A 14,219-nucleotide genomic window follows, 5' to 3' on the forward strand; every position below is an offset into this window, starting at 1 on the left:
CATTCTTGGGGTTGGCCTGCGTCCTTCTTTTTACGTAAACGTCAAACACGCGGATTTTGCAAGCGTTGACTCCGTCATCCACGGCCGGAGAGGTTCAGTCGCTGTTCCGGCGCTGAACACCTCGCGGTTTGACAGCACTTCCTTAACCATAGCGGTTCAGGATCGTCGTCTGGTCAGTGGGGACACCCTGATTTGAAAAAGCCGGCGCGCCCTCTTCGCCGCCTGGCGCTTCTCGCGGCTGCGGTTGCGCTGGGCACGGCGGCAAAGGCCTCGGATTTCTCCGAGCCGTGGAAGAATGCCGACCGCGCGCTGGTGATCGACGCCTACGAATATAACTCCATCGATTGGGCTGAGCTTGCCACCGACAAGCGCATTGTCGGCTTCATCAACAAGGCGTCCGACGGGCTGCCGCCGCCCTATTTCTGCTTCGGCGACGAGACAGAGGTGAAGCTCTGCAAGGCGCTGTGGAAGCGCCATGCGGTGACGCGCGAGCTTTTCCAGACACGCAAGGTGGTGGCGAAGGCGCTCGGCCTGAAGTGGGGCGCCTATCACCTCGCCCGCCCCGGCAATCCGGTCGAGCAAGCCAACAATTTCATCGATTTCGCCGAGCCGGCGCCGGACGATCTCATTGCCCTCGACATCGAGGGCATCGACCCCACGCAATGGATGTCGCTCGAGGATGCGGAAGAATTCGTGCGCCAGGTGCATCGCCGCCTCGGCCGCTTCCCGGTGCTCTACTCGAACGGCAAGACCGCCCAGTACATCGCCGACAACCGTTACACCTACCGGCTGTTGTCGCGGTTGCCGCTCTGGTATGCGCGCTACAAGCCGGACATCGACGTGCATTTCCCGATGGGCAACTGGCAGGGTTACGCGCTCTGGCAGTTCGCGGCAAAGGCGAATTGCGGCCGCTTCAGCTGCCCCTATCGCGTGCCGGGCACGCCCAACGACATCGACGTCAGCGTCGCGCCGATGAAAGCCGATGCGTTGCGCCAGCAATGGGCCTTTGGCGGCCTGATCGACGTGCCGGCGGATTACCTCGCCTCGATCCCGGTGCCGATCCCGCGCGAAGCGGGCCTCGCCGGCAAGGTCACCATCACCTATGCCGATGTGGCGACGCCGCCGACCATCGAGGAAATGGTCGCGGTGCTCGGCGCGCGCTGGGAGAAATTCCGCGACGGATTCCGCATGCCGGTGGTCAAGACCGTGCCGCAGCGCCCGAGCTTCGGCATCGTGCAATATGTCGCCTGGAAACGGGCCGGACAGCGCACGCCCGAACAGCTCGACGCCGCCTTCGCGGCCGCCGATCCGGTCAGCACTGCATCGACGACGCTCGACCACCGCAGGCAGTAGTCAACGGCAGCGTCAACGATGATTGCCCAGGCTGGCATACATGCCGGTGGTGCGGAACTGTGTGGGCGTGATGCCGTAGCAGCGGCGAAACACCTTGGAAAAGTAGTTCGGGTCGTCGAAACCGCACAGAACAGCGACTTCCTTTACCTGCAGGAAATCGGCCTTGGTCAGCAACTTGGCGGCGCGCTGCAGCCGCTGCTGCAGGACGAATTCGGCCGGCGGCAATCCTTCGCTCTCGGCGAAGCAGCGCGAGAAATGGGCGCGGCTGAGGCCGCTGATTTCGACCAGCTCCGCCACCGGCAGCGGCTTGTCGAGATTGGCGTTGATGTGATCGATGACCGGCTGCATGGCGCTCTGCTTCTCGGCGAAGGCGTGCGAGCCGAAGACATCGTCGTAAAGCGCCATCGCCGCCTCATAGGCGATCGCCGAGGCCGCGCCCGGCGAGGCGGCGCCCTTGATCAGGCGCAGGCTGCAATCGGCAAGGTGATCGATGGTCGCCGGCTGCAGCCGGAACACGGGACCTGAGACGCTGAGGATCGACTTGTGGACGCGGAGCGCCTCCTCGCCGTTCATCGATATCCAGAAATATTCCCAGCGGTCGCCCTTGGCCAGCCAGTAGCGATGGTTGTGCGGCACCAGCACCAACAGCGTATCGTTCGCCTGCAGGCGGTAATTGCGGCTTTCATAGCGCAATTGTCCGGTGCCGCTGATCGTATGCTGGAGCACGGTAAACGGGATCTGGCCGCGCTTTCGCCCGTCCCAGTCGTAAGTCTCGTCCTCGCGCACCTCGTAGCCGGTGCTGGTCGGCATGGCGTGCAGGCGCTGGCGCCCGCGCGGCAGCGAGATCGTGCGCATTAGCTTTCCATTGGCGATCAGATCCTGCAGCACAAAATTACCCTCGAAAGCATAATCCTTCTCTGGCCGCGCCGGCGAATAAGCGCATAATCCGGCTCACTCAAGAACGGGAAAGACCCGCGGTCGAGGAGCGGGCGGGAGGAGAAAGAGCTGGATTTCCGGCTCCACATGGCGAGCGCGCCTGCCGGCGCGCGGCCATATCCTCCCTTGCTGCTCCTTGCCTAACATTCGATTGGATCGAGGTGAAGGTGATGAGCTTCAAAATCGCTATTATTGGCGCCGGCAGCGTCGGCTTCACCAAGAAGCTGTTCACCGACATTCTCTGCGTGCCCGAATTCAAGGACATCGAATTCGCGCTGACCGACATCAGCGAGCACAATCTCGGGATGATCCAGGCGATCCTCGATCGGATCGTGGAAGCAAACGGGCTGCCGACCAAAGTGACGGCGACGACCGACCGCCGCAAGGCGCTGGAAGGCGCGCGCTACATCATCAGCTGCGTGCGCGTCGGCGGTCTCGAAGCCTATGCCGACGACATCCGCATCCCGCTGAAATACGGCATCGACCAATGCGTCGGCGACACGATCTGCGCCGGCGGCATCCTCTACGGCCAGCGCAACATCCCGGTGATCCTCGACTTCTGCAAGGACATCCGCGAGGTCGCCGAGACCGACGCCAAGTTCCTGAACTACGCCAACCCGATGGCGATGAACACCTGGGCCGCGATCGAATACGGCAAGATCGACACGGTCGGGCTCTGCCACGGCGTGCAGCACGGCGCCGAACAGATCGCCGAGGTGCTCGGCGCGAAGTCGCCCAGGGAGCTCGACTATGTCTGCTCCGGCATCAACCACCAGACCTGGTTCATCGAGCTCAGGCTGAACGGCCGCGCGATCGGCAAGGACGAGCTGGTCGCCGCCTTCGAAGCGCATCCGGTCTATTCGAAGCAGGAGAAGCTGCGCATCGACGTGCTGAAGCGCTTCGGCGTGTATTCGACCGAAAGCAACGGGCATCTGTCCGAATACCTGCCCTGGTACCGCAAGCGCCCCGACGAGATCACACGCTGGATCGACATGTCGGACTGGATCCATGGCGAGACCGGCGGCTATCTGCGCTACTCGACCGAGACCCGCAAATGGTTCGAAACCGAGTATCCGCAGTTCCTCGAAGCGGCGTCGAAGCCGATCGACCCGGCGAGGCGCTCCAACGAGCATGCCAGCCACATTCTCGAGGCGCTGGAAACAAACCGCGTCTACCGTGGCCATTTCAACGTCAAGAACAACGGAGTGATCACCAACCTGCCGCAGGACGCCATCATCGAGTCGCCCGGCTTCGTCGATCGCTTCGGCATCAACATGGCCGCCGGCATCACACTGCCCGAGGCATGCGCCGCCACCTGCATGTCCTCGATCAACGTCCAGCGCATGTCGGTGCATGCCGCGATCGCCGGCGACATCGATCTCTTGAAGCTCGCCATGCTGCACGATCCGCTGGTCGGCGCGGTGTCGACGCCGGAGGAGGTCTGGCAGATGGTGGACGAGATGGTCGTCGCCCAGGCCGCCTGGCTGCCGCAATATGCCGACGCCGTGCCGGCGGCAAAGGAGCGGCTTGCGAAGTCGAAGGTCAAGACCCGCGAATGGGCGGGCGCGGCGCGGCGCAACGTCCGCTCGATCGATGAACTGCGCGCCGAAAAGGCGGCACTGAAACAGGCCGGCTGAGATTTCGGGCAGGCGGACCTGCAGGAGGCAGGTCAGCCGAAACGGTCCCCAAAATAAAGATCAAGCGGCGGGCAAGCAGCAGACGTTCAAAACATTTGGGAGGAGACAATGAGGAACTTACACAGAATTGGCATTGCCGCCGGACTGGCGCTCGGCGTTTCTATTCCGGCGCTCACCGCTTTCGCTTCGGAACCGACGATCCCGCCGGAGCCGGCGACATTCCCGGCCGAGGGCAAGATCCATTATGTGGCGCGCGACTCCATCCTGGAGTTCAAGGCGCTGCCCGATTACCACGAGCCGGACTGGGTGACGCAGAAATACGTCAAGACCGGCAAGCTGCCGCCGCTCAAGGACAGGCTGCCCAAGGAACCGCTGGTCTTCAAGACCGCCAACATGCCGGACGGCATCGGCGTCTATGGTGACACGATGCGCCATGTCATCGGCGGCAGGCCGGAAGGCTGGAACTACGGTGCCGGCCAGACGCAAGGCTGGGGCGGCATCGACATCGCGCTTTCCGAATGCCTGACACGCACCGCGCCGCTGTTCCAGGTCGATGCCAAGGACACCGAGCCGCTGCCGAACCTTGCCAAGAGCTGGGAGTGGTCGAAAGACGGCCACAAGCTCACCATGCATCTCGTCGAAGGCGCCAAATGGTCGGACGGCGTGCCCTTCAACGCCGACGACGTCATGTTCTACTGGGACGACGAGGTCGTCGACCCCAACGTGTCGCCGCTCAACGGGGCGACGCCGGAAACCTTCGGCGTCGGCACGATGCTCAAGAAGATCGACGACTACACCGTCGAATGGACGTTCAAGGAAGCGTTTCCGAGGCAATATCTCTATGCGATGGCCTACGGCACCTTCTGCCCCGGCCCGGCGCACATTTTGAAGCCGCAGCATCCGAAATATTCGAAGAACACCTACGACCAGTTCAAGAACGCCTTCCCGCCGGAATACATGAACATGCCGGTGATGGGCGCCTGGGTGCCGGTCGAATACCGCCCGGACGACATCATCGTCATGCGGCGCAATTCTTACTACTGGAAGGTCGACGAGAAGGGGAACCAACTGCCTTATCTCAACGAGCTGCAATACAAGCTCTCGACCTGGGCAGATCGCGACGTCCAGGCCGTCGCAGGCTCGGGCGACTTCTCCAATCTCGAGCAGCCCGAGAACTTCGTCGCCTCGCTGAAGCGCGCGGCTGACAAGAACGCGCCGGCACGGCTTGCCTTCGGTCCGCGGCTCATCGGCTACAATCTGCGTATGAATTTTTCCGCCAATGGCTGGGGCAACCCGGACGAGCGAGGCCAAGCGATCCGCGAATTGAACCGCAACGAGGATTTCCGCAAGGCCGTGACCATGGCGATCGACCGCAAGGCGCTCGGCGACTCGCTGGTCAAGGGACCGTTCACCGCCATCTATCCCGGCGGCTTCTCCTCCGGCACCAGCTTCTATGACCGCAAGTCGACGGTTTATTACCCGTTCGATCTCCAAGGGGCCAAGGCCGAGCTCGCCAAGGCCGGTCTCAAGGATACCGACGGCGACGGCTTCGTGAACTTCCCGGCGGGCACCGCCGGCGGCAAGAACGTCGAGATCGTGATGCTGGTCAACAATGACTACACCACCGACAAAAGCCTTGCCGAGGGCGTCGTGGCGCAGATGGAGAAGCTTGGGCTGAGGGTCGTGCTCAACGGGGTCAACGGCACGCAGCGCGACGCGATCCAGTATTCCGGCCGCTTCGACTGGCTGATCCGGCGCAATGACCAGGAGCTCACCTCCGTTGTGCAGAACACGGAGCAACTCGCTCCGGTCGGTCCCAAGACTAGTTGGAACCATCGCGCGCCTGAAAGCGGCGAAGTCGATCTGATGCCGTTCGAGAAGGACCTCGTCGACATCGTGAACAAGTTCGTCACGACGCAGGACAACGACCAGCGCGCCGACCTGATGAAGAAGTTCCAAAAGATCTCGACCGAGCACGTCTACAATGTCGGGCTAACCGAATATCCCGGCGCGCTGATCGTCAACAAGCGCTTCTCCAACATCCCGCAGGGAACGCCGATCTTCATGTTCAACTGGGCCGAGGATTCGATCATTCGCGAACGCGTCTTCGTCGCAGCCGACAAACAGGCGAAATATGAGCTCTTCCCCGACGAGCTTCCCGGCAAGCCCGGAGACAAGGGGCCGATGAACTAGTTAACCTCCCTGACGAAGAGAACTCCGGTCGCGCCAGCTGGCGCGGCCGGACAAAGCCAAATCTCCGGTGCGCCCAAGGCGCGACCGGCCAGCAAAGGAAGCCGACCATCCATGTTGCGATTCCTGCTCATGCGCATAGCGTCGGCGCTTCCCGTGCTCGCCATCTTGAGCCTGGTCACCTTCGCCATCATCCAGGCGCCGCCGGGCGACTATGCCGACTACATCAAATCGCAGCTCATCAACCAGGGCGGCGCCTCCTATGCCGAGGCGGATGCACAGGCCCAGGCCTACCGGAAAGAACACGGCCTCGATAAGCCGCTGCCCGTTCAGTATCTCAACTGGATCGGCGGTATCGTCACGCGCGGCGATTTCGGCTACAGCCTCTACTACAACAGGCCGGTGGCGGACGTGGTCGGCGAGCGCCTGCCGCGCACGCTGCTCCTGGCGCTGGTCTGCCACCTGCTCGCCTCGGTGCTGGGCATAAGCTTCGGCATTTGGGCGGCGACCCGCCAGTATTCCTGGATCGACTCGACGCTCTCGGCCATCTCCTTCCTCGGCATGACGGTGCCGCGCTTCCTGATGGCGCTGATCATCGTCTACCTGCTGGTCTTCCAGTTCAACGTGTCGGAGATCGGCAGCTTCTTCTCGCCGCAATATGGCGGCGCGCCATGGTCGTGGGCAAAATTCCTCGACCTGGTCAAGCATGTCTGGCCGGTGGTGGCGATCGCGACCTTCGGCGGGCTCGCCTACAATATGCGCGTCATGCGCGGCAACCTGCTCGACACGCTCAACGCGCAATATGTCGAGACGGCCAAAGCCAAGGGCCTGACTGGCGGCGCCGTGGTGATGCGCCATGCCGTGCCCAATGCGCTGCATCCATTGGTCATGTATCAAGGCGTGGTGCTGCCCTACATGCTGACCGGCGAGATCGAGACGGCGATCATTTTCGCGCTGCCGACCGTCGGGCCGGCGATCGTGGGCTCGATGGCGGTGGGCGATGTCTATGTGACTGCAACCTTCATGATGGTTCTGTCGGCGACGCTGATCGTCGGCAACATCATCGCCGACATGCTGCTGGTCCTGCTCGACCCCCGCGTGCGCCAGTTCGGGGAGCACTAGATGCTGGCCCGCGATCCCTCGCCCCCGCCACCCGCCGAAGGAGCCGCGATTCCGGCCGCGCATGGCAACGAGAGCTACATCGCGCTTGTCTGGCGCCGGCTGAAGCGCTCCTGGACCGGCATGGCCGGGCTATGCCTGGTCGTGCTGCTGCTTCTCATGACCCTGTTCGCGGAATTCCTCGCGCCTCTTGACCCGAAAGCGACCGATATCGCCTTCGCGCCGCCGCAGGTGGCTAGCCTTCACGACAAGGACGGCAACTTCGTCGCGCGGCCAAGGATTTACGCGCTGGCCGAATCGACCGACCTCGACCCGGTGACCTTCCAGCCGATCGTCGGCCCCGATTACGATCATCCACGACTGCTCGGCTTCTTCGTCGAGGGCGCTCCCTACAAACTCTTCGGCCTCATCCCGGCGAACCGGCATTTCTTCGGCTCGATAGACGGCCAGCCGGTGCATTTCCTCGGCACCGACAAGTTCGGCCGCGATGTGCTGTCGCGCGCCATCTACGGCTCGCGCGTCTCGCTGATGATCGCGCTGACGGTGGTCTTCATCATCACGGTGATCGGCACCAGCGTCGGCATGGTGTCCGGCTATTTCGGCGGCCGGTTCGATGTCTGGATGCAGCGCTTCGTCGAACTGGTGCTCGCCTTCCCGCAACTGCCGCTTTACCTGGCGCTGACGACGCTGATCCCGGTCACCGCGCCGACCAATGTCTTTCTCGCCTTCGTCATCATCGTCATGTCGGCGCTTGGCTGGGCGCAGATGTCGCGCGAGGTACGCGGCAAGACGCTGGCGCTGGCGCGCATCGACTATATGCGCGCGGCCATGGCGGTGGGCGCCACCGATCGGCGGATCATCATCCAGCACATCTTTCCCAATGTGATGAGCCATGTGATCGTCGCCGTGACGCTGGCGATCCCAACGGTGGTGCTTCTGGAATCCTTCCTCGGCTTCCTCGGCTTCGCGGTGAAGCCGCCGCTGATCTCGTGGGGCCTGATGCTGCAGGACACCGCGACCTATTCGGTCATCGGCACCTATCCGTGGATTCTGTCGCCGGTCGGCTTCGTGCTGATCACCGTTTTTGCCTTCAACGCGTTGGGCGACGGCCTGCGCGATGCCGTCGATCCCTATTGAGGTGGCAGGAATGACGACGATCGCGCTTGCCGAATCCTTCGCTCCCGCCGTCCGGCTCGACCATGACGGACGCCAGGACCAGCCGGTCATCGACGCCCGCAACATCGAAGTCGCCTTCAAGGTCGAGCACGGCTTCGTCGAGGCGGTGAAGAACGTCTCGTTCCAGCTCTATCGCGGCGAGACGATCGCGATCGTCGGCGAATCCGGATCCGGCAAATCGGTGACGGCGCGCACCGTCATGGGGCTCTTGTCGCGGCGGGCGACGGTATCGCCGAGGTCAAGCGTCGACTATCTCGGGCAAAATATCCTGAAATTCGCCGAGAGCGCCCGGCGCAAGCTGCGCGGCAATCGCATCTCGATGATCTTCCAGGAGCCGATGAGCTCGCTCAACCCGATCTATTCGGTCGGCAGCCAGATCGTCGAAGCGATCAGGGTGCACCGCAAGGTGAGCCGCAAAGAGGCCTGGGCGCGAGCGCTTCAGCTTTTGCGGCATGTCCAGATTCCCGAACCCGAAGCACGCCTCAAGCAGTATCCGCACCAGCTCTCCGGCGGCCAGCGGCAGCGCGTCATGATCGCCATGGCTTTGGCCAACGAGCCCGATGTACTGATCGCCGACGAGCCAACCACCGCGCTCGACGTCACCGTCCAGGCGCAGATCCTCAACCTGATCCGCAATCTGCAGAAAGAAATGCGGATGGCGGTGGTTCTGATCACGCACGATCTCACCGTCGTGCGCAAGTTCTCCGACTATGTCTATGTCATGCAGCATGGCGAGATGCGCGAGCATAACGTCACCGAGCGGCTCTTCGCCGATCCGCAGCATCCCTACACAAAGCGGCTGCTCGCATCCGAACCACACGGCCGGCCGAAGCCGCTGCCCGATAAGTCCAGCACGATCCTCGAGGCGAACGGCGTGCGCGTCTGCTTCACGCTGCGGCACGGCACGTTCCTTAAGCCGGACTGGCGCGAGCTGGTTGCGGTCGACGATCTCGACCTCAAACTTTGCCGTCACGAGACGCTGGGCCTGGTCGGCGAATCCGGTTCCGGCAAGACCACTTTCGGTCAGGCGCTGCTTCGGCTGCTCGACGCGAGGCGCGGCGAGATCCGCTTCGATGGCCAGCCGATCCAGGATCTCACGCGCGCCGAGATGCGGCCGCTGCGCTCGCGCATGCAGATCGTCTTCCAGGATCCGTTCTCCTCGCTCAACCCGCGCATGACGATCGGCCAGATCATCGAGGAAGGCCTGGTCGTGAACAGGATCGGGGCCACACGGCGCGAGCGGATCGAGCGGGTGCGTGAGGCGCTGGTCAGCGCCGGCATGCCCGGCGATATCCTGTCGCGGTTTCCGCACGAATTTTCGGGCGGCCAGCGGCAGCGCATCGCGATCGCGCGGGCCATCGCACTGGAGCCGGAATTCATCCTGCTCGACGAGCCGACATCGGCGCTCGATCTTTCCGTCCAGGCGCAGATCATCGACCTGCTGCGCAAGCTGCAGGACGAGCGCGGCTTGAGCTATCTCTTCATCTCGCACGACCTCAAGGTGGTGCGGGCGCTCTGCCACCGCGTGATCGTCATGCAGCACGGCAAGATCGTCGAACAGGGGCCCGTAGACGAGGTCCTCACCAGTCCCAAGACCGCCTACACCGAACGGCTCGTCCGGGCCGCTTTCGACGTGGCGTGACCATATTCCGGAGGCTCACAGTGGCAAGAAATCCCAGGATCACCTTCATCGGCGCCGGCTCGACGGTGTTCATGAAGAACATTGTCGGCGACGTGCTGCAGCGCCCGGCGCTGTCGGGCGCGACGATCGCTTTGATGGACATCAACCCGCAGCGGCTGGAAGAGAGCGCCATCGTCGTCAACAAGCTGATCGCGACCCTCGGCGTGAAGGCGAAGGCCGAGACCTATTCCGACCAACGCAAGGCGCTGTCCGGTGCCGATTTCGTCGTCGTCGCCTTCCAGATCGGCGGTTACGAGCCCTGCACCGTCACCGACTTCGAGGTGCCCAAGAGATATGGCCTGCGCCAGACGATCGCCGACACGCTGGGCGTCGGCGGCATCATGCGGGGCCTGAGGACGGTGCCGCATCTGTGGAGGATCTGCGAGGACATGCTCGCCGTCTGCCCCGACGCCATCATGCTGCAATACGTCAACCCAATGGCGATCAACACCTGGGCGATCGCCGCGAAATTCCCCCAGATCAAACAGGTTGGGCTCTGCCATTCGGTGCAGGGCACGGCGATGGAGCTGGCGCACGACCTCGACCTTGCCTATGAGGAGATCCGCTACCGCGCAGCTGGCATCAACCACATGGCGTTTTACCTCAAGTTCGAGCATCGCCAGCCGGACGGCTCCTACCGCGACCTCTATCCCGACCTTGTCCGCGCCTATCGCGAAGGCCGCGCGCCGAAGCCCGGCTGGAACCCGCGCTGCCCCAACAAGGTGCGCTACGAGATGCTGACCCGGCTCGGCTATTTCGTCACCGAAAGCTCGGAGCATTTCGCCGAATACACGCCCTATTTCATCAAGGAAGGTCGCCCCGACCTGATCGAGAAATACGGCATCCCGCTTGACGAATATCCGAAGCGGTGCATCGAGCAGATCGAACGCTGGAAGGGTCAGGCGGAGGCCTACCGCTCGGCCGACCGGATCGAGGTCGAGCAGTCAAAGGAATATGCCTCCTCGATCATGAACTCGGTGTGGACCGGCGAGCCGTCGGTCATCTACGGCAATATCCGCAACAATGGCTGCATCACCTCGCTGCCTTTAGACTGCGCGGCGGAAGTGCCGTGCCTGGTCGATGCTTCCGGCATCCAGCCGACCTATATCGGCGAGCTGCCGCCGCAGCTGACGGCGCTGATCCGCACCAACATCAATGTTCAGGAATTGACGGTGCGGGCGCTGATGAGCGAGAGCCGCGAGCACATCTACCACGCGGCGATGATGGACCCGCACACGGCGGCCGAGCTCGATCTCGATCAGATCTGGTCGCTGGTCGACGACCTGCTTGCAGCGCATGGGGACTGGTTGCCGGCCTGGGCGCGACCAGGCAAGAGCAAGGCTGCCTGATTAGAGCAATTTCAGGAAAAGTGAGAAGCGGTTTTCCGTCCGAAATTGCGTCAAAACAAATAGACGGGAGATTTCGCCGTTTCCGTGAAACGGTGAAATGCCCTATTTGCCGGTCTGCTCGCGCTCGACGGCGCGCCAGCCGATGTCGCGGCGGAAGAAACCCTGCGGCCAGTCGATATGATCGGTCGCCCCGTAGGCCTTTTTTTGTGCCTCCCCGACGGTTGCGCCGGTTGCGGTGACGTTGAGCACGCGGCCGCCATTGGCGACGAGCGCGCCGCCATTGATGGCGGTGCCCGCGTGGAAGATTTCGGCGCCGTCGCTGGCGGCCTCGTCGAGACCGCGGATGACCGAGCCCTTTTCCGGCGTGCCGGGATAGCCCCTCGCCGCCATCACCACGGTCAGGGCCGCGTCGTCGCTCCAGCGGACCGACATGTGCGCGAGCTGGCCGTCGACAGCGGCGTTGAGCAGGACGAGCAGGTCGTCCTTCAGCCGCATCATCAGCACCTGGCATTCGGGATCGCCGAAGCGGGTGTTGTACTCGATCAGCTTGGGGCCTTGGTCGGTGATCATCAAACCGGCGAAGAGGATGCCGGCGAAAGGCGCGCCGAGATTGGCCATGCCGCGCATCGTCGGCTCGATGATCTCGCGCATGGTGCGCTCGGTCATCTCGGGCGTCATCACCGGCGCCGGCGAATAGGCGCCCATGCCGCCGGTGTTCGGACCGGTATCGCCGTCGCCGACGCGCTTATGGTCCTGCGCGGTGCCGAAGGGCAGCGCGGTGGCGCCGTCGCAGAGGCAGAAGAAGCTCGCCTCCTCGCCGGTCAGATATTCCTCGACGACGACCTCGGCGCCGGCGGAGCCAAAAGCGCCGTCGAAACAGGCGTCGAGCGCGGCAAGCGCCTCCTCCAGCTTCATGGCGATGGTGACGCCCTTGCCGGCGGCAAGGCCGTCAGCCTTGATGACGATCGGCGCGCCCATCTTTTCGACATAGGCCTTGGCCGCGGCGAGATCGCCGAAGCGGCCATAGGCTGCGGTCGGGATGTTGAACTTGGCGCAAAGATCCTTGGTAAAGCCCTTCGAGCCTTCGAGCCGCGCCGCCGCCTTGGAGGGGCCGAAGACGCGGATGCCCCAGGCGCGCAAATCATCGGCAATGCCAGCCACCAGCGGCCCTTCCGGACCGACCACGACGAGGTCGATCTTCTTCTCCTGGCAGAAGGCGGCCACAGTGGAGTGGTCGGCGATGTCCAGCTTGACCAGTTCGGCGAAACGGCCGATGCCGGGATTGCCGGGCGAAGCATAGAGCTTCGTCAGCAGCGGCGACGCGGCGATCTTCCAGGCAAGCGCATGTTCGCGGCCGCCGGAGCCGAGAAGAAGAACGTTCATGGCCACCTCTTGCTGATCGTCTCCCCGAACCCGCTATTGGTCCAAGGGCGACGGGTCAAGGCATCTTGGCGTTTCGGGGGGCGATTGCACACGGGAAGATTGCCCACATCAAGACGCAATGAGGCAATTTGCCGATGGGAAACCGATCCCGCCCGGCCCAATCCAAAGTCGACTCAGCTCCGGAAAACGACAGGGAACCAGTCCTCGCGCAACTTCTGGCCGGGCTTGATGTGCTTCCCATGCAGCGCATTGTTCTCGCCCGCGACGCGCGCCTGCGCCTATCGAAGGCGGCACTCGCCTTCATCGAGACAGCGAAAGCATGGTTCGCCAGTCACGATGTTTTCACTGCCTGAGCGACAACGCGGCTGCTTGACGGCGCCCATCGCTGCTGCCACTCCAGCACGATGGAAACCATCCAGTCGAAAGCAGCCCAGGGCCGCGTCGCGGACGCGCCGAGCGGCCATTGGGTTTACCGGGTGCTGCCGCGCTGGCTGTGGCCCTATGCGCAGCTTGCGCGCTGGGACCGGCCGATCGGCTGGCAGCTGCTCTTGTGGCCCTGCTGGTGGTCGGCGGCTCTTGCGGCCAGCGCCTATCCGCGGCCGACGGATCCGCTGCTGACGCTGTTGCCCGCGCCCTGGTACCTGTTCCTGTTTTTCATCGGCGCCGTCGCCATGCGTGGCGCCGGCTGCACCTACAACGACATCGTCGACGAAGACATCGACAACCAGGTCGAGCGCACCCGCTCGCGGCCGCTGCCGGCCGGCAAGGTGAAGCGCCGCCAGGCCTGGGCGTTTCTGATCATCCAGGCGCTGGTCGGGCTCGCAGTGCTTTTGCAGTTCAACAGCTTCGCCATTCCGCTCGGCATCGCCTCGCTGGCCATTGTCGCGATCTACCCGTTCATGAAGCGCATCACCAATTGGCCGCAATTCGTGCTCGGGCTCGCCTTCTCCTGGGGCGCGCTGATGGGCTGGGCGGTCGAGTTCGGCGATCTCGATGGCCCCGCCATCATGCTCTATATCGGCTCGATCCTGTGGGTGATCGGCTACGACACGATCTACGCGCATCAGGACAAGGAAGACGACGCCATCGTCGGCGTGCGCTCGACGGCACGCCTGTTCGGCGACAACACGAAGACCTGGCTCACCGGGCTCTATGGCGGCACGCTTGCCTGCTTCGCCATCGCCTTTGCCTCGGCTCAAGTGCCGATGCCGGCGCTGGCCGGGCTGATTGCCGCCGGCGCGCATATGGCGCGCCAGATCATCCGGCTCGACATCAACGATCCCGATCAGTGCCTGAAGCTGTTCAAGTCGAACAACCAGGTCGGCTGGCTGATTTTTCTGGGGCTGATCGGCGGGGCGTTTTGGGTGGTGCTGAAGCCGCTGGTGTAGCGCCTCT

The 14,219-nt window shown here is 63.4% G+C and carries 11 protein-coding genes; 9 read left to right on the plus strand and 2 right to left on the minus strand.

The annotated features are described in order from the left end of the window. Nucleotides 1-192: 192 nt before the first annotated feature. Nucleotides 193-1,353, plus strand: a complete 1,161-nt coding sequence (locus tag P9217_RS05225; RefSeq protein WP_067327832.1) for a glycoside hydrolase family 25 protein — start codon at nucleotides 193-195, stop codon at nucleotides 1,351-1,353. 12 nt (nucleotides 1,354-1,365) lie between these two features. Here P9217_RS05225 and P9217_RS05230 read toward each other — a convergent pair whose 3' ends face one another. After that, nucleotides 1,366-2,208, minus strand: coding sequence for an AraC family transcriptional regulator (locus P9217_RS05230; RefSeq protein ID WP_278086952.1), 843 nt, complete (start codon nucleotides 2,206-2,208; stop codon nucleotides 1,366-1,368). Nucleotides 2,209-2,459: 251 nt separating this feature from the next. On the opposite strand from P9217_RS05230, the gene P9217_RS05235 reads away from it, so the two are divergent. The 6 genes from P9217_RS05235 (at nucleotide 2,460) to P9217_RS05260 (ending at nucleotide 11,441) form a co-directional block, all read left to right on the plus strand. After that, nucleotides 2,460-3,926 carry an alpha-glucosidase/alpha-galactosidase gene (locus P9217_RS05235; RefSeq protein WP_095800900.1) on the plus strand — a complete coding sequence of 489 codons (1,467 nt, stop codon included), beginning with the start codon at nucleotides 2,460-2,462 and terminating at the stop codon, nucleotides 3,924-3,926. Nucleotides 3,927-4,034: 108 nt separating this feature from the next. Beyond that, complete coding sequence (locus P9217_RS05240; RefSeq protein ID WP_278086482.1) at nucleotides 4,035-6,119, plus strand: ABC transporter substrate-binding protein; 2,085 nt, start codon at nucleotides 4,035-4,037, stop codon at nucleotides 6,117-6,119. 111 nt (nucleotides 6,120-6,230) lie between these two features. Continuing rightward, complete coding sequence (locus tag P9217_RS05245) at nucleotides 6,231-7,238, plus strand: ABC transporter permease (protein ID WP_067327828.1); 1,008 nt, start codon at nucleotides 6,231-6,233, stop codon at nucleotides 7,236-7,238. Then, nucleotides 7,239-8,372 (plus strand): ABC transporter permease, encoded by a 1,134-nt coding sequence (locus tag P9217_RS05250; RefSeq protein WP_278086481.1) that lies wholly within the window; start codon nucleotides 7,239-7,241, stop codon nucleotides 8,370-8,372. Nucleotides 8,373-8,382: 10 nt separating this feature from the next. After that, nucleotides 8,383-10,053 (plus strand): ABC transporter ATP-binding protein, encoded by a 1,671-nt coding sequence (locus tag P9217_RS05255; protein ID WP_067327826.1) that lies wholly within the window; start codon nucleotides 8,383-8,385, stop codon nucleotides 10,051-10,053. 20 nt (nucleotides 10,054-10,073) lie between these two features. Continuing rightward, the gene (locus P9217_RS05260) at nucleotides 10,074-11,441 is read left to right on the plus strand and encodes an alpha-glucosidase/alpha-galactosidase (RefSeq protein ID WP_278086480.1); all 1,368 of its coding nucleotides are present in this window, start codon (nucleotides 10,074-10,076) and stop codon (nucleotides 11,439-11,441) included. A gap of 102 nt (nucleotides 11,442-11,543) precedes the next feature. Here P9217_RS05260 and purD read toward each other — a convergent pair whose 3' ends face one another. Then, entirely contained in the window at nucleotides 11,544-12,824 is a 1,281-nt protein-coding gene (gene purD, locus P9217_RS05265; protein WP_067327824.1) for a phosphoribosylamine--glycine ligase, read from the minus strand. A 134-nt stretch (nucleotides 12,825-12,958) separates the two neighbouring features. Here purD and P9217_RS05270 point away from each other — a divergent pair, with 134 nt between their 5' ends. After that, complete coding sequence (locus P9217_RS05270) at nucleotides 12,959-13,177, plus strand: hypothetical protein (protein ID WP_067327823.1); 219 nt, start codon at nucleotides 12,959-12,961, stop codon at nucleotides 13,175-13,177. Nucleotides 13,178-13,228: 51 nt separating this feature from the next. Further along, the gene (gene ubiA, locus P9217_RS05275; RefSeq protein ID WP_067327822.1) at nucleotides 13,229-14,212 is read left to right on the plus strand and encodes a 4-hydroxybenzoate octaprenyltransferase; all 984 of its coding nucleotides are present in this window, start codon (nucleotides 13,229-13,231) and stop codon (nucleotides 14,210-14,212) included. Nucleotides 14,213-14,219: the final 7 nt, after the last annotated feature.

Origin of the sequence: Mesorhizobium sp. WSM4989 (assembly GCF_029625795.1) — a bacterium.
In the GTDB taxonomy this organism is placed as follows: Bacteria; Pseudomonadota; Alphaproteobacteria; order Rhizobiales; family Rhizobiaceae; genus Mesorhizobium.

What these genes read in the sequence shown, in the direction of transcription:
- P9217_RS05255 (WP_067327826.1), top strand. Translation starts at nt 8,383, where the DNA reads ATGACGACGATCGCGCTTGCCGAATCCTTCGCTCCCGCCGTCCGGCTC.
- purD (WP_067327824.1), bottom strand. Translation starts at nt 12,824, where the DNA reads ATGAACGTTCTTCTTCTCGGCTCCGGCGGCCGCGAACATGCGCTTGCC.
- P9217_RS05245 (WP_067327828.1), top strand. Translation starts at nt 6,231, where the DNA reads ATGTTGCGATTCCTGCTCATGCGCATAGCGTCGGCGCTTCCCGTGCTC.
- P9217_RS05270 (WP_067327823.1), top strand. Translation starts at nt 12,959, where the DNA reads ATGGGAAACCGATCCCGCCCGGCCCAATCCAAAGTCGACTCAGCTCCG.
- P9217_RS05235 (WP_095800900.1), top strand. Translation starts at nt 2,460, where the DNA reads ATGAGCTTCAAAATCGCTATTATTGGCGCCGGCAGCGTCGGCTTCACC.
- ubiA (WP_067327822.1), top strand. Translation starts at nt 13,229, where the DNA reads ATGGAAACCATCCAGTCGAAAGCAGCCCAGGGCCGCGTCGCGGACGCG.
- P9217_RS05240 (WP_278086482.1), top strand. Translation starts at nt 4,035, where the DNA reads ATGAGGAACTTACACAGAATTGGCATTGCCGCCGGACTGGCGCTCGGC.
- P9217_RS05250 (WP_278086481.1), top strand. Translation starts at nt 7,239, where the DNA reads ATGCTGGCCCGCGATCCCTCGCCCCCGCCACCCGCCGAAGGAGCCGCG.
- P9217_RS05230 (WP_278086952.1), bottom strand. Translation starts at nt 2,208, where the DNA reads ATGCGCACGATCTCGCTGCCGCGCGGGCGCCAGCGCCTGCACGCCATG.